Raw genomic sequence first — 21,629 nt, 5'->3', positions numbered from 1 at the left:
GCGTACCGCGTTCTACCTCGCGCACCACGTTCTATCTCGGCGGGCGCTCGCCCGGGCGGAACGCACCGACGGGCGACCGTTCGACGGCGGCACGTGCGGGACGTGGGCTGCCCGGCCGCTAGTGCGACATGCGCCGGTGCGGCGGAAGATGCCGGTCGTGCGCGGCGCGGACCAGCTCGACGATCATGTAGACGATGATCGCGGCGACCAGCACGATCCCGAACAGCAGGAACCAGTTCGCGGGCCCCGACCCCGTGGGGACGTAGACCGCAGCATCGACGCTGCTGGCGAGCATGAGACCGGACATGTCGACTCCTCCCTGACCGGGAGCTCCGGGGCGGAACCCCTTCCTTCCAGGATGCACCCGGACGCAGGGGTCGCACCCGGCGAGATCGAGATCCGGTGGGTCACTGCCCTGACGGGATGGTCCACGCGCGGGGCTCTGCCGAGAACGAGGTTGTGGTCGTGATGGGCTCCATCACGACCACAACCTCGTTCTGGGCTGGCGGCTGGCGGCTGGCGGCTGGCGGCTGGCGTGCTCGCGGCCGGCGGCTCGCGGCGACCGCCCGGCTACCGGTCGGCGCCGCGAGCACGCCCCTCGGGTCAGTCGTCGAGCGAGATCTCGCCGCGGGCGACCGCACCGAGCCAGCCGAGGCTGGGCTTGGGCGTGCGCTCGAAGGTCTCCGGGTCCCAGGCGACGAGCCCGAAGGTCGGCGCGAACGAGCCCCACTCGTAGTTGTCGAGCAGCGACCAGTGGAGGTAGCCGATCAGGGGCAGACCTGCCTCGACCTCGGCACGCAGGGCACGCAGCGCGCCGCGCGTGTAGTCGATCCGACGGGCGTCGTCGGCGGTCGCGATGCCGTTCTCCGACACGAGGACGGGGAGACCGGTGATCTCGTGGCCCAGGCGGGCCGCCTCGGCGATGGCGGGCGGGTAGTACTCCCAGCCCGTGAGCGTCTTCTCGGCGTCGTCGGGCGCGGGGAGCGGTCCGTCGACCGTGATGCGGGTGCGGGTGTAGGCCTGGACGCCGATGAAGTCGTCGCCGCGGGCGGCCTCGAGGAAGACGGTCTCGCGCGGGTACGCGTACTCCCGCAGGACCTCCTCGGCACCGGGGTCCGCGAAGAACTGCTGCGGGGCCACGGGCCAGCCCACGGGGACCCCGACCGTGCGCACGAGCTCGACCGCGCGGCGGTGGGCCGCGATGAGGTGCTGGGTCGCGACGGGGTCGGGCGCGTGCATGGTGCCCGCCTGGAGCTGCTCCTCGCCCTTGGCGGCCGTGATCATCATGGCGAGGATGTTGGGCTCGTTGATGGTGAAGACGTGCGAGGCGGCGTCGAGCAGCGGCAGCACGCGCTCCACGTAGCGGGAGAAGCGCTCGACCGACCGCGGGTCGGTCCACCCGCCGTCGTCGGCGAACCACCGGGGCGAGGTGAAGTGGTGCAGCGTGATCAGCGGCGTCACGCCGTGGTCGAGGCAGCACTGCACGACGCGGCGGTAGTGGTCGAGCTCCGCGAGCGAGAACATGCCCTCGGCGGGCTCGATGCGTGCCCACTCGATCGAGAACCGGTAGGACGTGAGGCCGGACTCGGCCAGCAACCGGATGTCGTCGGCGTAGCGGTGGTAGCTGTCCGCGGCGTCGCGCGACGGCTCGGCGAGCGTCGAGCCGGGCGCGACCTCGCGCGCCCACCAGTCGCTGTTCACGTTGTTGCCCTCGATCTGGTGGGCTGCCGTCGCGGCGCCCCAGACGAAGGGGTCGGGGAAGGTGAGAGGCATGGGGTATCTCCTACTTGATGCCGGTCATGGCGATGCCCTGCACGAAGTAGCGCTGCAGGAAGAGGAAGAGGATCAGGATCGGGGTCACGACGAGCACCGAGCCGGCCATGAGCAGGCCGTAGTAGGTGCCGTTGGAGCCGACCGAGTAGAGCGAGAGCGCCACCGGGAGGGTGTACATGTTCTCGGTCTGCGCGACGACGAGCGGCCACAGGAAGTTGTTCCACGAACCGAGGAACGTGAGGATGCTCAGCGTCGCGAGCGGCGGCCCGCACTGGGGGAGGACGATCCGGAAGAAGATGCGGAACTCGCCCGCGCCGTCGATCCGCGCGGCCTCGATGAGCGCGTCGGGGATCCCGAGGATGAACTGCCGCATGAGGAAGACCCCGAGCGGACCTGCGAGGAAGGGCAGGATGAGCGCCGGGTAGGTGTTGACGAGCCCCATGTTCGAGACGAGGACGAACATCGGCACGAGCGTGACGACGCCCGGGACCATGAGGGTCAGCATCACGAGGGCGAAGAGCACCTTCTTGCCCGGGAACCGCATCTTGGCCAGCGCGTACCCGACCATCGAGCAGAAGATGATGTTGCCGAGCACGACAGCGACGGCGACGACGATCGAGTTCATGAAGAACTGGCCGTAGTTGAGCTGGGACAGCCACTTCTCGTAGTTCTCGAGCGTCGGGTTCTCCGGCCACCAGGTGATGGGGCGCTGCAGGAGCTCGCCCTGCGTCTTGAAGCTGCCGAGCAGCATCCAGATGAACGGCATGAGCGTCAGCAGGAGCCCGACGACGAGCGCGGTGTACGTGGCGCCGCGCGACCAGCGGATCGGGCGGCGAGGGCGACGCACCATGGTGCTCGTGCCTGACGGCGCGGGGGTCGCCCGCGAGGACGTGTGGGGCATGTCAATCCTCCTTCGACCGCAGCAGGCGGAACTGGACCGCGGCGAGGGCGGCGATCAGCGCGAAGAGCACGTAGGCCGCCGCGGACGCGAACGCGTAGTTGCCGTAACCGAACTGGTTGTAGACGTAGTAGCTGATGGTCAGCGTGGAGTTGACCGGTCCGCCCTTGGTCATGACGAACGGCTCCTCGAACACCTGGAGGAACCCGACGGAGAGCAGGACCGCGCCGAGCAGCAGCGTCGGGCGCATGAGCGGCACCGTCATGGAGCGGAACCGGCGCCATGCGCCGGCGCCGTCGACCTCGGCCGCCTCGTACACGTCGGTCGGGATCGCCTGCAGACCGGCGAGGAAGATGATCATGAGCGTGCCCATGTTGCGCCACGCGGCCATGACGATGATCGAGGGCATGGCCCAGGTGCTGTCGTTGAGCCAGTCGGGCCCGTTGATGCCGACCCAGCCCAGCACGGTGTTGACGAGGCCGGAGCCCTGGAGGATGAACCGCCAGACGACCGCCACGGCGACGATCGACGTCACGACGGGGGTGTAGAACCCGACCCGGAAGACGCTGCGGAACTTCTCGATGCCCGAGTTGAGGGCGACGGCGAGCGCGAGCCCCAGCGCCATCGTCAGGGGGATCCCGACGACGACGAAGAAGAACGTGTTGACGAGCGCCTTGCGGAACAGCTCGTCCTGGAAGACCTGCGCGAAGTTGTCGAGGCCGACGAAGTTCACCGCGAAGGGGGTCTTGATGTCACGGATCGTGAGATCCGAGAACGACATGCCGAACGATGCGAGCAGCGGTCCCAGCATGAAGACCGAGAAGACCGCGACGAACGGCAGCGCGAACAGCCAGGCGACGACGGCTTGGCGTCGCCGGTGGACGGCGCCGACTGAGCGCCGACGCCGTCCCTCGGTGGTCGTTGTCATGACGGTTCGTTACCAGCCGAGCCCGAGCGCGTCGGCCTTGGCCTGGATCGTCGTGGCAGCGTCCTCGGCCGTGACCTGACCGTTGGCGACCTTCTCGGCCTCGGTCTCGATCGTGGCGGAGAGCTCGTCCCAGCTGGGCACGGTCGGCGGGGCGATCGTGTTCTTGAGCTGCTCCTGGAGGACCTGGGTGCGGGGGTTGGCCGTCAGGGCCTCGTCGTCCCAGGCGCTGTTGACGGCCGGGAGGTCGTTGGTCGCGGCGTACCACTCCTGCTGCGTCTCGGGCTCCGCGAGCCAGCGGACGAGCTTCCAGGCGCCGTCGGCGTTCTTGGCCTCGTTGAAGACGCCGAGGTGCGCGCCGCCGATGTAGGAGTCGTTGTTCGCGGTCCCCGCGGGGACGGGCACGGTCGCGACGTTCTGCTCGACCCAGTCCTCGCCCTGCATGTCGGCGAGGACGTTGACCATCCAGGGCCCGGAGATGAACGCCGGGTCGGAGCCGTCGACGAACGCGCTGTTCTGCGTGTCGCCGTAGCCGGAGAGCGGGGACAGACCCTCGGTGAAGAACGAGGCGTAGTAGTCGAGCGCGTCGACCATCGCCTGGTTGTCGAGGTCGTAGGCGTCACCGGCCTCGTTGAAGATCGATCCGCCGGCCTGCGAGTAGAAGGGGAGGATGACCTGCGTGGAGTCCTCCGCATCGCCCATCGGGAGCTGGAGGCCGTAGGTGGAACCGTTCGCCTTCATGGCCTGCGCGAAGGCGGTGAGCTCTTCCCAGGTCGTGGGGGCGGCCACACCGGCGGCCTCGGCGAGGTCCGAGCGGTAGTACATGACGCGCGTCTCGACGTACCACGGCACGCCGTACTCGACGCCGTCGGCCACGGTCGAGGCCGCGGCTCCCTCGACGAAGTCGCCGCTGTCGACGAGCCCGTCGGGGACGGGGGCGAGGCCCCCGGTGGACACCATGGTCGGCATGAACGACGTGCCGATCATGATCGCGTCAGGCACCGTGCCGGCGGCGACCGCCGTCTGGAACTTGGTCATGACGTCGGCCCACGGGATCGTGGTGACCTGGACCTTCGCGTCGGGGTTCTCCTCCGTGAAGCCCTTGACGAAGTCAGGGAGCTTCTCGCCCTCTTCGCCCATGGCCCAGACGGTGATGTCGCCGGTGGCGGGCGAGTCGTCCACGGTCGTCGTGGTCGCGCCGCCGGTCTGGCGATCGGCCGACCCTTCGTCCGCGCGCCCACAGGCGGTCAGTGCCAGGAGTCCGACGATGCCGACGGCGACCGCCTTGCGTCCGAGCTTCATGAGCAATCCTCCTCATCGAGTGTTCGGCTCGATCTCTGAGCCGATGCGAAACTACCATAGCGTGCGCTCGGTTAGTCTTTTCACCAGGGGTGTCCGGAGCCGTACCGTGGATACCGACAAATCCTGACGAAGGAGACGGTGATGACCCAGAGCGGGCCCGGCACGCGAGCTGCCGACACGGCAGCGACCCCGAAGACCCCCAAGACCCCGGACCAGGGCAAGCGCCCCGACGGACGGCTCGTGCGCGGTGAGCAACGTCGGCGCGAGATCCTGCAGACCGCGGTCGAGGTGTTCGGCGAGCAGGGCTTCCGCGGCAGCTCGTTGCGAGAGATCGCCGCGAGGGTGGGAATCTCGGAGGCCGGCCTCCTGCACCACTTCGGGAGCAAGGCAGCTCTCCTGACGGCGACCATCGAGGAGCGCGACCGGCGTGACCTCGAGCGCCGGACCCGGGCGGAGACCGACGGGGCCTCCCTGCTGGCCACCATCCGGGACCAGGTCCGTCGCAACGCCGAGACGCCGGGGCTCGTGGGGCTGCACGTCGTCGTCGCTGCCGAGGCCACGGAACCGAACCACCCCGCGCACGACGTCGTCCGGGACCGCTACCGGGCGCTGCGCCACCAGGACGACACCCGCTTCCGGGACGCGATCGACCGCGGCGAGCTGCGCCCCGAGGTCGATCCGCAGGCGATCGGTCAGCTCTTCTCCGCGGTCATGGACGGGCTGCAGCTCCAGTGGCTGCTGGACCCGGAGAACGTCGACATGGTCGCGCTGTTCGACCACTTCGTCGCGCTGCTGCAGCCGGCCCGGGACGCCGAGACCACCACCGACGAACACCCCACAGAGCAGGAGTCCACGTGACCAGCACCGCCATGACCGCCGCCCCCGCGGGCGCGACCCTCACCTCGGGCGAGATGACCGTCGAGCTCACGGTCGGCGGGGACGTGCGCGCCGTCCGGACCGGCGGGCTGCTCGTCAACCAGTACCTCCCGGGCGAGCACGACCGCATGCCGGGCGGCGTGGTCCTGCGTGCGACCCACGCGGACGGGACGGTCGAGGTCGCGCAGCTCACCGGTTCCGCGCCCGCCGTGACAGGCGTCGAGACCGCCGCAGACCGGGTCGTGTGGTCCGGCGAGGCGCTCGGGCTGGCGTCGCGGGTCTCGCTCACGGTGGACCACCGGACCCTCGTGTGGCGCGTCGACCTCGTGGCCGGGGGCGGCGCCCGCGTGGACGCGGTCTACGACGTAGTGCACGTCCAGGACCTCGCCCTCGCGCCGCCCGCGGCCGCGCTCTCGAGCGAGGCGTACGTCTGCCAGTACCTGCTGCACCGCGCGCTCGAGCACCCCACCGCAGGGACCGTGCTCGTGAGCCGGCAGACCATGTCCGCGCAGCCGAGGCTGCCGCTCGCGGTCACGTTCCTCGTCGAGGGGGCAGCGGCCCACCTCACCGACTCGTTGCAGGTCTTCACCCCGCGGGCACGTCGCGACGGCGTGCCGCACGGGCTGCTCGGGCCCGTCACCTCGGGCGTGCTGCAGTACGAGTACGCGATGCAGACGCTCGTGTCGCAGCCCCTCGACCTCTCCGCAGGAACGGCCCAGGTGCACGCCGTGACCGTGGTCGACGTCGACGCGCGCGGACCGCTCGACGCGCACGTCGACCAGGTGGCGGGCTGGTCCGCCGCGGCCGTCGCCGTCGCCGCGGACGAGCGCACCGCGGAACCCCTGCCCACGACGGGCTCGGTGCTGCGCGACGCTCCGCTCCTGGCCGGGGACGAGCTCGACGAGGCCGGGCTGGTCGCCGCGCTCGGGCTGACGTCCGACGAGGTCCTGCTGCCCGAGCGCGACGCCGACGGCGCGCTGCTCTCCTTCTTCACCCCGGGCGGGTCGCACGTCGTCGACGGACGCAAGGAGGTCGTCACCGAGCGGTCGCACGGCCACGTCCTCAAGGCCGGTGACACCGTCCTGCCCACCGACGAGGTGCTGTCGGTCACCGCGTTCGCGCCCGGTGTCTTCGCCTCGCACGTCGTCCTCGGCAACACGACCGCCAACAGGCTCGCCACGGTCCACCGCCACCATCTCAACCTGCTGCGCAGCAGCGGGCTGCGGGTCCTCGTCGACGACGGCCGAGGCCCTCGGATGCTCGGCGTGCCCTCGGCTCTCGTGCTCGACGTCGGCGGCGTCCGCTGGCTCTACGAGACCCCGCTCGGCCGCGTCGACGTGCGGACCGTCGCCCATCATCGACAGGACCGCGTCGACGTGAGCGTGCGCTGCGAGCGCGCCCTGGGCGTCACGGCGACCCTCGAGCTCGACGACGAGGCCGGCGGCTGGGTGGCCGAGCACACGTCCGAGACCTCGCTCGTCGTCCGTCCCGTCCCGGGCGCCGACGTCGCGACGCACTACCCCGACCTGCGCTACGCCGTCTCGTCGAGCGCCCCCGTCGTGCTCGAGGGGGCCACGGCGCACCGGGTGAACAGCTCGTCCGGCTCCGGCGCCCTGACCCTCGCGATCGCGGGTTCGCTGCACGGCGACGCGGAGGCGCTCGCCCTGGTCGCGCCCGAGCACGACCCGCTCGCCGACCTCGACGCGACGCTCGCGGGTCATCTCGAGACGGTGCGCGGGCTCGTGCGCGGGCTGCGCTTCCAGCCGCACCCGGACCTCGCGACGCAGGAGCTCGACCTCCTCGTGCCGTGGTACGCGCACGACGCCCTGATCCACTTCCTCGTGCCGCACGGGCTCGAGCAGTACTCGGGCGCAGCCTGGGGGACCAGGGACGTGTGCCAGGGACCGTTCGAGCTGGCGCTCGCCGGTGGCCGCACCGACATCGCCCGGCAGATCGTCCTGCGGGTCCTCGCGCACCAGCACACGTGGGGCGGGTTCCCGCAGTGGTTCATGTTCGACGCCTACGCCGAGCGGTACAACGACTCCTCGCACGGCGACGTCGTCGTGTGGCCGCTCTTCGCCCTCGCCCAGTACCTGGAGGCGAGCGGTGACCTCGAGATCCTCGACGAGGTCGTCCCCTTCTGGGACCACGCCCACCGGCGCCCTGCCTCGGAGGGTCGGGACGCCCGCGCCACGGTCGCCGACCACGTCGCGCGGATCCTCGACCACCTCGAGACGGACCTGCTCCCCGGCACCTCGCTGCCCGCCTACGGCGAGGGCGACTGGGACGACACCCTGCAGCCGGCGGACTCGCGGATGCGCACCAACCTCGCCTCGACCTGGACGTCTGCGCTGCTCGTGCAGGCCTCGCTCCTCCTGGCCCGCACCACGGCGGGGCGGGACGACGTCCTGTCCGCACGTGCCGCGACGCTCGCCGCCTCGGTGCGCGGTGACCTGCGCGAGCGCGCGCTCGTCGACGGCGTCATGGCCGGGTACGTGCGGCACGACGAGCTCGGCGACGAGCTCGTCATCCACCCCCGGGACACGAGCACGGGGATGCGGTACCGCCTCATCCCGATGACCCAGTCGATCCTCGCGGGCATCCTCACGCCGGAGGAGGCCGAGGAGCACGAGCGCCTCGTCGTCGAGCACCTGCTCTTCCCCGACGGCGTGCGGCTCATGGACCATCCTGCGGCGTTCGACGAGGGGATCCCTCACACGTTCCTGCGGGCCGAGCAGGCCGCGAACGTCGGGCGCGAGGTCGGGCTCATGTACGTGCACGCGCACATCCGCTACGTCGAGGCGCTCGCCGCGCTGGGCCGTGGACGGGCTCTCGACGAGCTGCTCCGCATCAGCCCGTTCGACCTCGGCGCCCGCATCGCCCATGCCGTGCCCCGGCAGCGCAACGCGTACTTCTCGTCGAGCGACGCGGACTTCCCCGACCGGGCGAGCTTCGCCCGCGACTTCGAGAAGCTCCGCGACGGGTCCGTGGGCGTGCGCGGCGGGTGGCGGGTCTACTCGAGCGGTCCGGGGATCTACCTGCGCCAGCTCGTCCAGGGCGTGATCGGCCTCACCGAGCAGTCGGGTGCGCTCGTCGTCGACCCCGTCCTGCCGACGACGGCCGACGGGCTGACCGTCGACCTCGAGGTCGGAGGCCGGTCGCGTCGCGTCGTCTTCCGGGTCCGGCAGACGGTCGCCCAGGTGGCGGTCCGTGCGGGGTCAGGGCCCCACGACCTCGAGGTCGTGCCCGCTGCGCCGCGCGCCGGCGACTACCGGGTCCGCGGCGTCGTCGTCGCGCCCGGGGGCCTGGGTGACGCGACATACGTCGAGGTCGAGGTGCCCGCTGGGTCGTAGCCGCACCGGGCCGCGTCGCTGTCCGCGACGAAGCACGGGTCGGGGTCGTCCTGGGTTCCAGGACGACCCCGACCTCGTTCTCGGCGGCTCGGCGGCTCGGCGGCCCAGCCCTGGACCCGGGCGACCCGACGCTACGCCCGCGCCGCCCGGACGATCTCCGCCGCGAGGTCGGCCGGGCGCGAGAACATGGGCCAGTGCCCGGTCGGCAGGTCGACGTACGTGACGTCGAGCTCGCCGAGCTCGGTGTGCAGGGGAGGCCCCGGGTGCGCCATCTGCCGCAGGACCTCCGACGGCAGGCTCGTGCAGATGACGGTCGCCGGGACGTCGAGCCTCGCCGGGTCGCTCACCCGCACCCGGCCCCCGGCCACGCCAGCGGGGTGGGGGACCGCCCGGGCGCGGAACCGGGCGAGCCCGGCCTCGTCGATCCCGTCGAGGCTCGATCCGGCGGCCTCGAGGTCCTCCCACGAGGGCAGCGGGAGCTCGGCCGTCCCGGCGGGGAGGTCGGGGGCCAGCGAGGCCCCGTCGACGAGCGGGCCCGTGTCGACGTGGACCGTCCGGCGGATGCGTGCGGGGTCCCGGTCGACGACCTCGTGGATCACGGGCCCGCCGCCGCTGTGCCCCACGAGCACGACGTCGCCCTCGAGCGGCGCGACCACGTCGCGCACGGCCTGGACGTGGTCCTCCCGGGCGAGGCCGCTGCGGTCGGTCGTGACGTCGTCGAGCCCGGGGAGGGTGACGGCGTGCGGTGCGAGGCCCGCGGCCTCGAGGTGGGGGACGACGTCGTCCCACGCCCACGCCCCGAGCCAGAAGCCCGGGACGAGGACGACGTGGACCTGCTGGTCGCTGCTGCTGTGCTGCGCTGAAGTGGTCATGGACCCACCTTCGCCCGGCCCTGGTGACACCTGTCTGTCACCATTGTTCGAGGGGTTCTGCGACCGCTTCGTCGACGGCCCCGGACCGACGGAGGCGACATGAACAAGACCGAGCGGCTCTACGCGATGGCCGAGGAGCTGCGTCGCGCGGGACGCACAGGGACCACGGGCGCCCGGCTGGCCCGCCTCTTCGAGGTCAGCGAGCGCACGGTCAAGCGTGACGTCTCGGCACTCCAGCAGGCCGGGCTGCCCGTGTGGGCACAGGCGGGCCCGGGCGGCGGCTACGTGCTCGACCCGTCCGCGTCGCTGCCTCCCGTGAACTTCTCGCCCCAGCAGGCCGTCGCGGTCGCGGTCGCGCTCGCCGCGCTCCCGCCCGGGAGCCCGTTCGCGGTCGACGCCGCCGCGGCGCAGGGCAAGGTCTGGGACGCGCTGGGGCCCGAGGCGCGCGAGCGTGCGTCGGCGCTCGCGGCAAGGGTGTGGATCGACCGAGGAGGTGCCGACGTCGGCCGCAGCGACGCGCCGGGTGGACCGGTCGTGCCCGACGGCGCAGCGGCCCCGGGTGCGGACGTCGCCTCGCGCAGTCCCGGCGTGCCCGACGGCGCCGCGCGCCCGGGGGCGGACGTCGCCGCAGGTGGCCTCGTCCCGCGCGCCCACGCCCACCTGCAGGTCCTGCGGGCGGTCGAGCAGTCGCTCGCCCGGTCGGTCGTGCTCGCCCTCCGCTACCGCGACGGGCGCGGCAACGAGTCGGCCCGGAGGGTCGAGCCCGTGATCCTGGCCCACACCGAGGACGCCTGGTACCTCGTCGCGTGGTGCCGCTCCCGGGACGCCATCCGCTGGTTCCGGCTCGACCGCGTCGAGCGCGCGGACCTCACGGGCGAGACGTACGTGCCGCGGCCCGTCGCGGAGGTGGGGACCCCGCCGTCGGGCGCCGTGCCTGTCGCCTGAGCGGTCCGCGGCTCGCGGGGCCACGCCGAGAACGACCTTGCGCCGGGTCGAGAACGGGGTTGCGGCCGTTCAGAGGCTCAGAACGACCGTCACCTCGTTCTCGGCACCGAAGGGGCGATGATGGCCCTGTCCACCACGCGCAGCACCGACGCCGCACGTCCGACCAGAGGAGCCCCGTCCGTGAGCATCGACCGCACCCGCGCCTTCTTCGACGCCCAGGCCCCCGACCTCACGGTCCTCGACACGGGACGGAACACCGCGACGGTCCAGATGGCGGCCGACACGCTGGGCGTCGAGCCGGGGCAGATCGCCAAGACGCTCGCGCTGCGCGACGGCGAGCGCAGCTTCCTGCTCGTGACGCGCGGGGACGCCCGGGTCGACAACGTGAAGTTCAAGGCCGCGTTCGGGGCCAAGCCGCGCATGCTCGACGCCGAGAGCACCACGGCTCTGACCGGACAGCCGATCGGGGGAGTCGGGCCGTTCGGCCACTTGGAGCCCGTGACGGTGTACTGCGACGTGTCGTTGCAGGGCTTCGAGACGGTCTACCCGGCGGCGGGGAGCCCGACGAGCGCGTTCGCGATCACGCCCGACCGGCTCGCGGAGCTGGCCGGCGCGGAGTGGGTCGACGTCAGCCGGTGACCCCTTGGCCCATGTCGATCGTCGCCGACGCCCTGCGGGAGTCGTGCGCGAGCGTCAGGCCGCCATGGCGCAGGTCAGCACCGAGGAGATCGCCGAGGCCTCGAGCCAGCGCCGGACCAGGCGGGCGTCCGCGGCCCGCCGCAGCGGGCTGCGCAGGCTCAGGTGGGCCGTGGCCCGGTGCTCGACCAGGGCCGCGCGGTCGTGGTCGAGGGCCCAGAGGATGGCGCAACGGATCTCGTCGGTCGTGGGCCGGAAGGCGTGGTCGAGGTGCATGGTCCCGTTCACGTGGTGAGGCCGCGGGTGCGCGGCGGCGAAAAGTGTGTACACCTCTCAAGAGGGGTGAAGCGTGACTTCATGACGCGAGATCTGCCGCGAGTTTTGCGAGGATCTGCGCGCGGCGCGGCAGATCCCTCGTCCGCGCCGCCGGAAGGCGACGCGCGCGTGTCGGTGGGCTGTGCCAGCCTCGTCGCATGGACAGGGACGAGGCACGGGAGATCAAGCTGCAGCTGGCGGACTTCGCGCGAGATCTCGCGGAGCGCGCGGGCACGGACGCGACGGCCAGCGCTGCGGGCGCGCCCGGCGAGGACTCGGTGGCCGCGCGGGCCGTGCGGGCCCCCACGCTCGCGCTCGGCCTCGCCCCCCGTGAGGGCGGCGGGTACGGCATCGCGGTGCGCTACCGGCTCGGGGTCCCGGCGGCCCGGAGCATCGCGCGCCGCGTCGCGTCGGAGGCCGGGCCGGTCGTGGACGTGCGCCGGACGGGACGGATCCGGCCCCTCGTGCGGACGGGCGGCACGGGGCCGCGCCCGCCCGTCGTGACCGCGCAGGCAGCAGGGGAGACGGGGCGCGTGCGCCCCCTGCGTCCCGGCGTCTCGATCGCGCACGTCGACGTCACCGCGGGCACGCTCGGCGCGTTCGTCCTGGTCGGGGGCGTGCTGCACGCCCTGTCCAACTTCCACGTGCTCGCAGGCTCGCCGCGCGCGAAGGTGGGCGACGCCGTCGTGCAGCCGGGGCCCGCCGACGGCGGACGCGCGCCCGCCGACCAGGTCGGGACGCTCGCCGCGACCGTGCCGCTCGCGCCCGGGCGGACCGCGACCGTCGACGCCGCGATCGCGCTGCTCGACGACCCGGACGTGGACCTCGACTACCCCGTGGGGCGCATCACGACGACGGCCGTCGCGCTGGGCGGAGAGGTGGTCGGCAAGATCGGCCGGACGACCGCGGTCACCGCGGGTCGCGTCACGGCGATCGAGCTCGACGACGTCGTGGTCGGCTACGGCGAAGGGCTCGGGGCGCTCCGCTTCGACGACCAGATCGAGGTCGAGGGCACGGGCTCCGGGCCGTTCTCTCGCGGCGGCGACTCGGGGTCGCTCGTGTACCGCGAGGACGGCGTCGCCCTGGGCCTGCTCTTTGCCGGCTCGGAGACCGGGGGGGAGAATGGGACCGGGCTGACGTACGTCAACCCGATCGACACCGTCCTCGCCGCGCTCGACGCCCGGCTCGCCGTCTGACGCGGGCCCGCGTCCCGCGCCGGACGGTGGGAGGGCGGTGCACCGTGGCGAGCCTCGAGCAGGCCCGTGAAGCGAAGACCGCGCTCAAGCACGCCCTCGCGGGCCACGACGGCGTCACGGGGATCGGCCTGACGCGCGGGCCCGCCGACCCGGGGGGTGCTGCCGGCGCGGCCGGCGTGAGGGACGGCGGCGCAGCCGCGCAGGCTGAGGACGCCCAGCCTGCGCAGGACGCGGAGCAGCCCGACGACACCTGGTGCCTCCAGGTCAACGTCGTCGACACCGAGGCGCAGGACCGGCTGCCCGCGGAGATCGACGGGGTTGCGGTCGTCGTGCGCGTCACGGGGCAGGTCGGCGCGGCCCCTCGGCTGTCCGTCAGACGGGAAGCTCGAGGATCAGCTCCGTGATCGTCGCGTCGCGCGCCGGCGCGAACGAGTCCTCGCTGCCCACGCGCACGAACCCGTTGCGCTCCAGGACCCGGAGCGAGCCGAGGTTGTCCTCGGCGACCCGCGCCTGGAGCGGGCGTGCGGGCACCTCCGCGAGAAGGGCTGCCAGCGCCGCGGAGGCCACCCCGCGGCCCCACCAGTCCCGCTGGATCCAGTAGGTGACCTCGGTGTCGCCCTCGATCGGGAAGACGGCCGCACTGCCCACGACCACGCCGTCGACCTCCACGACCCTGCTGACGATCGCGGTGTCGGCGAGGATCCTGCGGAACTTCGCCAGGTAGGCGTCGCGGTCACCGGCGGTCGCGTCCGTGAAGGCCGCCAGGTGCTGAGCGCGGGCGTCGAGCTGGATCTCGAACAGCGTCGGGAGGTCGTCCTCCCGCAGCGGCCGGAGCGAGACCTTGCGTGCCGGGTCGTCGGCCATCACGCCTCCACGGGGGATCGGGGACCGCGAGGCTAGCACCCGAGGGCCGGGCAAGCGCGCGGACTGGGGCAGAATTCTCGGGTGAGCTCCACGACCCCCCACGCCCGCCTGCCCCGCGTCCGCGCCTCCGAGCTCGTCGGGCGCGGCTGGCTCAACACGGGCGGCCGCGACGTCACGCTCGCGGACCTGCGCGGCCGGGTCGTCGTCCTCGACTTCTGGACGTTCTGCTGCGTCAACTGCCTGCACGTCCTCGACGAGCTGCGCGAGCTCGAGGAGGCGCGCCGCGACGACCTCGTCATCATCGGCGTCCACTCCCCGAAGTTCGAGCACGAGGCAGACCCGGTCGCGCTCGCTGCCGCGGTCGAGCGCTACGAGGTGCGTCACCCCGTCCTCGACGACCCCGAGCTCGTCACCTGGTCCGCGTACACCGCGCGGGCCTGGCCGACGCTCGTCGTGATCGACCCCGAGGGCTACGTCGTCGCGCAGATGGCGGGCGAGGGGCACGCGTCGGCGCTCGCCGCGCTCGTCGACGAGCTCGTGGAGGAGCACCGCGCCAAGGGCACGCTGCGGTCCCTCACCGCGGGGAGCGACGACGTCTACGTGCCGCCCGCCCCGACGTCGGGCACGCTGCGCTTCCCCGCCAAGGCGATCGCGCTCCCGGGAGGCAACCTCCTGGTCGCGGACGCGGGTCACCACTCGCTCGCCGAGCTCCTGCCCGACGGCGAGACGCTCGTCCGGCGCATCGGGTCCGGCGAGCGCGGGCTCGTCGACGGCGGGCCCGACGACGCCCGGTTCAGCGAGCCCAACGGGCTGTGCCTGGTCCCGACCGAGCTGCGTGCCCACCTCGACTACGACGTCCTGGTCGCCGACACCGTGAACCACGCGCTGCGCGGGGTGCGGCTCGCGGACGGCCACGTGACGACGGTCGCGGGGAACGGGCAGCAGTACATGGTCGGTGGGGTGGACAACGTGCTCGCCTCCCCGGACGGTGGGGTACCCGTCGGCGGGGAGCTCGCCGAGATCGACGGGCCCTTCGGGTCGCGACTCACCGTTCTGCTGGGGAGCGAGATGTCGGTGCTGCCGCGACCCGCGGGCCTGCCGGCGTCGATCGAGAGCGCGGGCGGCGCGGTGCTGCAGAAGCTCTCGTCCCCCTGGGACGTGGTCTGGGTCGAGCAGATGGGTGCGTTCCTCGTCGCGATGGCCGGGAACCACTCGCTGTGGGCCTTCGACGGCGAGCAGGGTTCGATCGGTCTCGTCGGTGGCACCATGAACGAGGGGCTTCTCGACGGGCCGCTCGTCGACGCGTGGTTCGCACAGCCCTCCGGGCTGGCGGTCGGCCCGGACCGTCGGGTGTGGGTCGCGGACTCCGAGACCTCGGCGTTGCGTGCGGTGACCCCGGTCCCGGGGACCACGCAGGGAGAGGTGGCGACCGCCGTCGGGCAGGGGCTGTTCGACTTCGGGCACCGCGACGGCGCGGCCGACCAGGCCCTGCTCCAGCACCCGCTCGGGGTCGCCGTGCTGCCCGACGGGAGCGTCGCCGTCGCCGACACCTACAACGGGGCGATCCGCCGCTACGTCCCACCGGCCGCCTCGGACTCCGGCACGGGCGCAGGTCCCGGCACGGACGCGGGCCAGGTGACGACCCTGGCGACGGGCCTCGCGGAGCCGAGCGACGTCGTCGTGCTCGTGGACGGCGAGCCGTGGACGCCGGGTACGCCCGCCGCCCCGGGTGCGCGCATCGACCTGCTCGTCGTGGAGTCGGCGGCGCACCGCATCACGCGCGTCGCGCTCCCGGCGACGCTGGCAGGCGAGCTGCTCGACGGCGGGGCGCACCGCACTCAGCGTCCGGTGACCGACGTCGTGGCCGGGGAGCTGCGCCTCGACGTGCCGTTCTCGCCCGCTCCCGGGCAGAAGCTCGACGACCGGTACGGCCCCTCGACGCGGCTGATCGTGAGCGCGACGCCGCCCGAGCTGCTGCTCGACGGAGCGGGGACGGGTCCCGACCTCGTCCGCGCACTGGTCGTCAACCCCGAGGTGGCCGAGGGCGTGCTGCACGTGACCGCGCAGGCCGCGTCGTGCGACGTCGTGCCGCTGCTGGCCGACGGGACGCCCGACCCCGACGTGTTCCCCGCGTGCCACCTGGCGCAGCAGGACTGGGGCGTGCCGGTGCGGGTCGTGCAGGCGCCGGACGAGTTGTCAGAAGTGGGCCGGAGTATGCCCCGGGCCACTTCTGACGACGGATCCGCGGAGGGACCGTCGGGGCACGTGCTGACACTGCCGCTGCGGGGCTGACCCGACGTCTGGGCTGCCCCGCCCCTGACGTCCGAGCTGGCGCCGGACATGGCAGGACGAGCGAGACCTCGAGGTCGCGCTCGTCCTGACAGCCGCATCACTCCCAGATCAGCAGCTCTTCGCCGCGGGCGACCCACGTCCCGACCGGGGCGAGCGGCGTCACGGCCTCGACCGATCCCTCGAGCGCGACCACGGGGCAGACGGCCGACCGGCCACCCTCCTCGATCGCGGCGGGATCCCAGGTCACGAGGGTCGTGCCCTGGTGGACGACGTCCCCCTGCGCGACGTGCAGCGTGAAGCCCTCGCCACCCAGCTGGACCGTGTTGATGCCCAGGTGCACGAGCACGGCCTGACCGTCGTCGTGCTTGATGACGAACGCGTGCGGATGGACCTTGACGACCGTCCCGCTGACCGGTGCCGAGACGAGGCCGCCCTCGGCCGCGTCCGGTGCGATCGCGATCCCCGGCCCGACGAGCCCGGCGGAGAACACCGGGTCGTCGACCTCGGCCAGGGCGACGACGGTCCCGGTCACGGGGGAGAGGACCGTCAGGGGCGCTGTCGTCAACGGAGGTCCTCGATGTCGGACGCGATGTTGTCCGCGTCGGGGCCGACGATCACCTGGATCGCGTTGCCCGTCCGGACGACCGCGATGGCTCCCGCACCGGTGAGGACCTTGTCGTCGACCAGCGCGGGGTCCTCGACCTCCACACGCAGCCGGGTGATGCAGGGTTCGAGGTCGAGGATGTTGGCATCCCCGCCGAGCCCCTTGAGGATCTGCTCTGCCTTGCTCATGTCGTGCTCCTTCGTGTGCTGGTGCGGACGTACGTCGGGGTGCCCGCGAGCCGCGGGCACGGGGTCACATCAGGTCTGCGAGGTCCGAGGCGATCGTGTCGACCTGGGGGCCGACGACGACCTGTACGACTCGTCCGGTCGTCATCACGCCGAAGGCTCCCGCGGCGCGCAGGGCGGCGACGTCGACGAGGCTGGGGTCCTTGACGAGCGACCGCAGTCGGGTGGTGCAGGGGTCGATCTCCTCGATGTTGCTCACCCCGCCGAGCCCGGCGAGTATCGCGGCGGCCCGTGCTGCATCGGCTGCAGTCATCGTTGCATCCTCTCTGGTGCGTGGGTCGTGGACGTGTCTGGTGCGTTGTTCATGCGGTCTCGACCGCCTCCGGTGCGGGGGCAGGTCGGGGGACGATCGTGGGCCGGGCCTCGCGGAGCGGGACCACGACCGAGTACCGGTCGCCGCGGTAGCACATCTGGGAGTACATGCAGGCGCCGTCGTCCGCGTAGGTCTTGCGGTGAGCACGCAGCACGGCGCGCATGCTCGTCATGGCCAGGATCGACTGCTCGGTGGCGCTGGCCTCGGCGGCCATGATGGTGTCCTCGCCCCAGGTCGGGGAGTGGCCGCGTTCGCGCAGCGCGCCGTACAGGCTGTCGGGGACCCCGTCGTCGAGCAGGTCCGGGGCGAGCGCCACGGGGACCCAGGCGCGCTCGACGGCCATGGGCGTGCCGTCCGCGCAGCGCAGCCGCTCGACGTAGTGGACCAGGTCCTCGGGGGCGATGCCGAGCGCCTCGGCGACGACCCGGCCCGCGGGGAGGGTGTCGCTGTCGATGACCTGGGTGCTCGGGGACATGCCGAGCCGGCGTGCCTCCTCGCCGAACGTCGTCAGGCGCATCTCGAAGTCGGTGTGCTGCGGCGCGACGAACGTCCCGCGTCCTTGCTCGCGCTGGAGGACCCCGTCGGCGACGAGCGCGTCGAGGGCTTGGCGGACCGTCATCCGGGAGACGCCGAACTTCTCGGTGAGCACCCGCTCGGAGGGGACGGCGTCCCCGACGGACAGCTCGTTCGCGATCAGGTCGCTCAGGTAGGCGCGCACGATCTGGTGCTTGTGCCCGCCTTTAGGTGCTCTGGCCTGCGTCGTCGCTGCCACGTGTTCCTCGCTCTCGGTCGCTCCGGTGGTGCCGGGGCTTGACACATCATGATGTCTAGACCACTCTGTCCGCAAGTGGTCCAGACAACTATCCCACCACAGACGGTGGAGATGGTTCGGGTTACAGCAACGACGCGCTCCAGTGTCCGGGCCGGCGTCGTGGTTCAAGGCAGAACTACCGTTCAGCGGTGCGATCCGACGGCCTCGGTGGCACCCGACAACAAGGAGTGAACATGACGTCCGTGGCCGAAGCACCCAAGGTGAAGCGGGGCATCCCCGGGTTCGCCCAGCTTCAGAGGGTCGGTCGATCCCTCATGCTGCCCATCGCCTCCCTGCCCGCCGCCGCGCTGCTGCTGCGCCTCGGGCAGGCCGACATGCTCGGTGCGGACGGCGCCTCGGGCACCTTCCCCTGGCTGCAGCCCGTCGCCGACGTGTTCGCGTCCGCCGGCAACGCCCTGTTCGCGAACCTCGCGCTGCTCTTCGCAGTCGGTGTCGCGGTCGGCTACGCCAAGAAGGCCGACGGCTCGACCGGCCTGGCTGCCGTGATCGGCTACCTGGTCTTCAAGGGTGTGAGCGACGCCCTCTCGCCGTACGTGCTCGGCAAGCCGGCCACCCCGGCCGAGTGGCTGGCCGGTGCCGACCCCGACGCCGTCGCCGCGGCGGGTGACGGGAACTTCCTCGACCTGGTGACGGCGGCCATCACGGGCCCGCCGGCGCAGAAGCTCATCAACTACGGCGTCCTCGGTGGCATCGTGATCGGTCTGACCGCCGCGATCATGTTCCAGAAGTACAGCCGCATCAAGCTGCCGCCGTACCTCGCGTTCTTCGGCGGACGTCGCTTCGTGCCGATCGTCACCGCCGGTGCGGCAGTGCTCATCGCCGTGGTCGGCGCCCTCATCTACCCCTGGTTCGACGCGGGCTTCACGGCCATCGGTGACTGGGTCACGGGCTCCACGGTCCTCGGCGCGTTCGTCTACGGCACGGCCAACCGCCTGCTCGTCCCGATCGGGCTGCACCACCTGCTGAACTCGCTGCCCTGGTTCCAGTTCGGCGAGTACACCGACGCGAGCGGCGCGGTCTGGCACGGCGACATCGCGCGCTTCCTGCACGGCGACCCCACGGCCGGCACCTTCATGACCGGCTTCTTCCCGATCTTCATGTTCGCCCTCCCGGCTGCCGCGCTCGCGATCATCCACACGTCGAAGCCCAAGAACCGCAAGCTCATCGGCGGCATCATGGGCTCGGCCGCGCTCGTCGCGTTCGTGACCGGTGTGACCGAGCCCCTCGAGTTCGCGTTCGTGTACGTCGCCTACCCGCTGTACGCGATCCACGCTGTCCTCACGGGCACCTCGCTCGCCCTCGTCAACGCCCTGGGGATCAAGTCCGGCTTCGGCTTCTCCGCCGGCGCGATCGACTACATCCTGAACTTCCGGATCGCGACGATGCCGCTGTGGATCATCGTGATCGGCCTCGGGTACGCGGTGATCTACTACTTCCTGTTCCGGTGGGTCATCACCAAGTGGAACCTGCGCACGCCAGGCCGTGAGGACGACGACTCGGCCGTGGGCGCCGACCCGACCGCCGACCCGGTCCTCGTCGCCGAGGAGAAGAAGGCGGCCGACGCCGACCTGTCTCCCGCGGAGCTCGATGCCCGAGGCTCCGGGACCACGGCCGGCGGCGGAGGCGGCAGGTGACCTCCGTCCTCGACGGTGTGGGCGTGAGCCCGGGGCGGGGGGCCGGCGTCGTCGTGACGATGCCGGCCCCCGTGCCCGAGCCCGCCGCCTCGACGCTCGGACCGGACGCGGACGTCGAGGCGGCCGTCGCCGCGATCGACGACGCGGTCCGCAGCGTCCAGGCGGACCTCGCGGCACGCGCCGCGAGGGCGACCGGCACGGCCGTCGACGTCCTCACGGTCACGGCCGCGATGGCCGCGGACACCACGTTGTCCAAGGAGTCCGCACGCAAGGTCCGCGACGAGCGGACCGCGCCCGAGCGGGCCGTGTGGGAGGCGGCGGGGGACCTCGCGGCACGCCTCGAGTCGCTCGGCGGCATGATGGCCGAGCGTGCTCACGACGTCCGCGACGTGCGCGAGCGCATCGTCGCGGCCCTCACGGGCCGTCGGGCGCCGGGCGTCCCGGACCTCGACCACCCGTTCGTGCTCGTCGCGGCAGACCTCGCGCCCGCCGACACGGCGACGCTCGATCCCGAGCGCGTCCTCGCGATCGTCACGAGCGGGGGAGGCCCGACGTCGCACACCGCGATCCTGGCCCGGTCGCTCGGGATCCCGGCGGTCGTGGCGGCCCCCGGGGCCGTCGAGCTCGTCGACGGCGAGACCGTGCTCGTCGACGGTGCGCAGGGCACGATCGAGCGCGACCCGTCGGCCGAGGACGTCGCGCGGGTGCTCGACCGCCCGCGTGGTCCGCGCGCCTTCGACGGTCAGGGCAGGACGGCCGACGGCGTGCGGGTCCAGCTCCTCGCCAACGTCGCGGACCCGGCCGGGGCCGCCGCCGCGGTCGCCGCGGGAGCCGAGGGGGTCGGCCTGTTCCGGACCGAGTTCTGCTTCCTCGGGCGTACCGAGGAGCCGGGCGTCGACGAGCAGGTCGCGGCCTACCGGGCCGTGCTCGGTGCGTTCGGGGGCCGCAAGGTCGTCGTCCGCACGCTCGACGCGGGCGCGGACAAGCCGCTGCCGTTCGTCACGGCCGACGACGAGCCCAACCCGGCGCTCGGCGTCCGGGGGCTGCGCACCGCCGTCCGGCACCCCGAGGTCCTGGCGCGCCAGCTCGACGCGATCGCTCGGGCCGCGGCTGCCGAGGAGGCGGACGTGTGGGTCATGGCCCCCATGGTGGCCACCCCGGACGAGGCGCAGGAGTTCGCGGCTGCCTGCCGCGAACGAGGCCTCTCGACGACCGGCGTCATGATCGAGGTCCCCGCTGCGGCGCTCCAGTCGCGGTGGATCCTGGAGCAGGTCGACTTCGCGAGCATCGGCACGAACGACCTGACCCAGTACACGATGGCCGCGGACCGCGAGACAGCGGACCTCGCCGCGCTCTCGACGCCGTGGCAGCCCGCTGTGCTGGCGCTTGTCGGGGCCGCGTGCGCCGGCGGTGCCGAGCACGGGCGTCCCGTCGGGGTGTGCGGGGAGGCCGCGGCCGACCCGGCCCTGGCGCCGGTGCTCGTCGGGCTCGGCGTCACGTCGCTCTCGATGACGCCGCGCGCCCTGGGAGACGTCGCGGCCGTCCTCGCGGCCACCACGTCGGAGCGGTGCGCGGAGCTCGCGAAGATCGCGCTGGCCTCGCCGACTGCGACGGCCGCGCGCGACGCGGTCCGTGCGCAGCTGCCCGTGCTGGAGGAGCTGGGGTTGTAGCCCCGCGGCGGTGCTGCCTCACCGTCCGCCCCACGACACAGCCCGTGATCCCTCGCACGAGGGGTCACGGGCTGTGTGCTGTCG

Annotated in this window: 21 protein-coding genes; 9 read left to right on the top strand and 12 right to left on the bottom strand. The window is 72.6% G+C overall.

The annotated features are described in order from the left end of the window. Window positions 1-118: 118 nt before the first annotated feature. The 5 genes from ASE15_RS02530 to ASE15_RS02510 form a co-directional block, all read right to left on the bottom strand. Entirely contained in the window at window positions 119-307 is a 189-nt protein-coding gene (locus ASE15_RS02530) for a hypothetical protein (protein WP_056760981.1), read from the bottom strand. 296 nt (window positions 308-603) lie between these two features. Further along, window positions 604-1,773 (bottom strand): glycoside hydrolase family 1 protein, encoded by a 1,170-nt coding sequence (locus ASE15_RS02525; RefSeq protein ID WP_056760978.1) that lies wholly within the window; start codon window positions 1,771-1,773, stop codon window positions 604-606. Window positions 1,774-1,783: 10 nt separating this feature from the next. Continuing rightward, window positions 1,784-2,674: a carbohydrate ABC transporter permease gene (locus tag ASE15_RS02520; protein ID WP_369800535.1), complete on the bottom strand. Its 891-nt coding sequence runs from the start codon at window positions 2,672-2,674 to the stop codon at window positions 1,784-1,786. A gap of 1 nt (window position 2,675) precedes the next feature. Next, window positions 2,676-3,599 carry a carbohydrate ABC transporter permease gene (locus tag ASE15_RS02515; RefSeq protein WP_056760974.1) on the bottom strand — a complete coding sequence of 308 codons (924 nt, stop codon included), beginning with the start codon at window positions 3,597-3,599 and terminating at the stop codon, window positions 2,676-2,678. Window positions 3,600-3,608: 9 nt separating this feature from the next. Further along, window positions 3,609-4,898, bottom strand: a complete 1,290-nt coding sequence (locus ASE15_RS02510; protein ID WP_056644649.1) for an extracellular solute-binding protein — start codon at window positions 4,896-4,898, stop codon at window positions 3,609-3,611. A 141-nt stretch (window positions 4,899-5,039) separates the two neighbouring features. Between ASE15_RS02510 and ASE15_RS02505 the strand changes: the two genes are divergently transcribed. Further along, on the top strand, window positions 5,040-5,756 hold the full coding sequence (locus tag ASE15_RS02505) for a TetR/AcrR family transcriptional regulator (protein ID WP_082618116.1): 717 nt from the start codon (window positions 5,040-5,042) through the stop codon (window positions 5,754-5,756). Next, the gene (locus tag ASE15_RS02500) at window positions 5,753-9,127 is read left to right on the top strand and encodes a GH36-type glycosyl hydrolase domain-containing protein (RefSeq protein ID WP_056760972.1); all 3,375 of its coding nucleotides are present in this window, start codon (window positions 5,753-5,755) and stop codon (window positions 9,125-9,127) included. The genes ASE15_RS02505 and ASE15_RS02500 overlap by 4 nt, the downstream gene beginning before the upstream one ends. A gap of 131 nt (window positions 9,128-9,258) precedes the next feature. Here ASE15_RS02500 and ASE15_RS02495 read toward each other — a convergent pair whose 3' ends face one another. Continuing rightward, window positions 9,259-9,999 (bottom strand): alpha/beta fold hydrolase, encoded by a 741-nt coding sequence (locus ASE15_RS02495; protein ID WP_056760969.1) that lies wholly within the window; start codon window positions 9,997-9,999, stop codon window positions 9,259-9,261. A gap of 99 nt (window positions 10,000-10,098) precedes the next feature. On the opposite strand from ASE15_RS02495, the gene ASE15_RS02490 reads away from it, so the two are divergent. Further along, window positions 10,099-10,944, top strand: a complete 846-nt coding sequence (locus ASE15_RS02490) for a YafY family protein (protein WP_056760966.1) — start codon at window positions 10,099-10,101, stop codon at window positions 10,942-10,944. Window positions 10,945-11,124: 180 nt separating this feature from the next. After that, window positions 11,125-11,583: a YbaK/EbsC family protein gene (locus ASE15_RS02485; RefSeq protein WP_056761448.1), complete on the top strand. Its 459-nt coding sequence runs from the start codon at window positions 11,125-11,127 to the stop codon at window positions 11,581-11,583. A gap of 54 nt (window positions 11,584-11,637) precedes the next feature. Here the strand turns inward: ASE15_RS02485 and ASE15_RS02480 are convergent, their stop codons facing one another. Beyond that, entirely contained in the window at window positions 11,638-11,856 is a 219-nt protein-coding gene (locus ASE15_RS02480; RefSeq protein WP_056644662.1) for a hypothetical protein, read from the bottom strand. 197 nt (window positions 11,857-12,053) lie between these two features. Here ASE15_RS02480 and ASE15_RS02475 point away from each other — a divergent pair, with 197 nt between their 5' ends. Next, entirely contained in the window at window positions 12,054-13,091 is a 1,038-nt protein-coding gene (locus tag ASE15_RS02475; protein WP_056760963.1) for a hypothetical protein, read from the top strand. 44 nt (window positions 13,092-13,135) lie between these two features. Then, a complete protein-coding gene (locus tag ASE15_RS02470) occupies window positions 13,136-13,495 on the top strand; it encodes a hypothetical protein (RefSeq protein ID WP_056760960.1) in 360 nt (119 codons plus the stop codon). Here ASE15_RS02470 and ASE15_RS02465 read toward each other — a convergent pair. Beyond that, entirely contained in the window at window positions 13,464-13,955 is a 492-nt protein-coding gene (locus tag ASE15_RS02465) for a GNAT family N-acetyltransferase (RefSeq protein WP_056760955.1), read from the bottom strand. The two genes, ASE15_RS02470 and ASE15_RS02465, sit on opposite strands and share 32 nt — an antisense overlap. An 81-nt stretch (window positions 13,956-14,036) precedes the next feature. Between ASE15_RS02465 and ASE15_RS02460 the strand changes: the two genes are divergently transcribed. Continuing rightward, window positions 14,037-16,247 carry an NHL domain-containing thioredoxin family protein gene (locus ASE15_RS02460; protein ID WP_082618115.1) on the top strand — a complete coding sequence of 737 codons (2,211 nt, stop codon included), beginning with the start codon at window positions 14,037-14,039 and terminating at the stop codon, window positions 16,245-16,247. Window positions 16,248-16,344: 97 nt separating this feature from the next. Here ASE15_RS02460 and ASE15_RS02455 read toward each other — a convergent pair whose 3' ends face one another. From ASE15_RS02455 to ASE15_RS02440, 4 genes are all read right to left on the bottom strand, one after another. Further along, a complete protein-coding gene (locus ASE15_RS02455) occupies window positions 16,345-16,812 on the bottom strand; it encodes a PTS glucose transporter subunit IIA (protein WP_082849272.1) in 468 nt (155 codons plus the stop codon). Beyond that, the gene (locus ASE15_RS02450) at window positions 16,809-17,039 is read right to left on the bottom strand and encodes a PTS transporter subunit EIIB (RefSeq protein WP_056644675.1); all 231 of its coding nucleotides are present in this window, start codon (window positions 17,037-17,039) and stop codon (window positions 16,809-16,811) included. Before ASE15_RS02450 ends, ASE15_RS02455 begins: the two co-directional genes overlap by 4 nt. Before the next feature lie 64 nt (window positions 17,040-17,103). Then, window positions 17,104-17,349 (bottom strand): PTS transporter subunit EIIB, encoded by a 246-nt coding sequence (locus tag ASE15_RS02445; RefSeq protein WP_056644676.1) that lies wholly within the window; start codon window positions 17,347-17,349, stop codon window positions 17,104-17,106. Window positions 17,350-17,398: 49 nt separating this feature from the next. Further along, a complete protein-coding gene (locus tag ASE15_RS02440) occupies window positions 17,399-18,181 on the bottom strand; it encodes a GntR family transcriptional regulator (RefSeq protein ID WP_056644677.1) in 783 nt (260 codons plus the stop codon). A 233-nt stretch (window positions 18,182-18,414) separates the two neighbouring features. Here ASE15_RS02440 and ASE15_RS02435 point away from each other — a divergent pair, with 233 nt between their 5' ends. Together ASE15_RS02435 and ptsP are read left to right on the top strand one after the other, a co-directional pair. Further along, entirely contained in the window at window positions 18,415-19,875 is a 1,461-nt protein-coding gene (locus tag ASE15_RS02435; protein ID WP_082608361.1) for a PTS transporter subunit EIIC, read from the top strand. Next, window positions 19,872-21,545 (top strand): phosphoenolpyruvate--protein phosphotransferase, encoded by a 1,674-nt coding sequence (ptsP, locus tag ASE15_RS02430; RefSeq protein ID WP_056644680.1) that lies wholly within the window; start codon window positions 19,872-19,874, stop codon window positions 21,543-21,545. Before ASE15_RS02435 ends, ptsP begins: the two co-directional genes overlap by 4 nt. Window positions 21,546-21,629 lie beyond the last annotated feature (84 nt).

The sequence above is a fragment of the Oerskovia sp. Root22 genome (genome assembly GCF_001429135.1).
GTDB classification, from domain to species: domain Bacteria; phylum Actinomycetota; class Actinomycetes; order Actinomycetales; family Cellulomonadaceae; genus Oerskovia; species Oerskovia enterophila.
The sequence above is the reverse complement of the archived record's forward strand: the minus strand, read 5'-3'. Positions and strand labels throughout refer to the sequence as shown.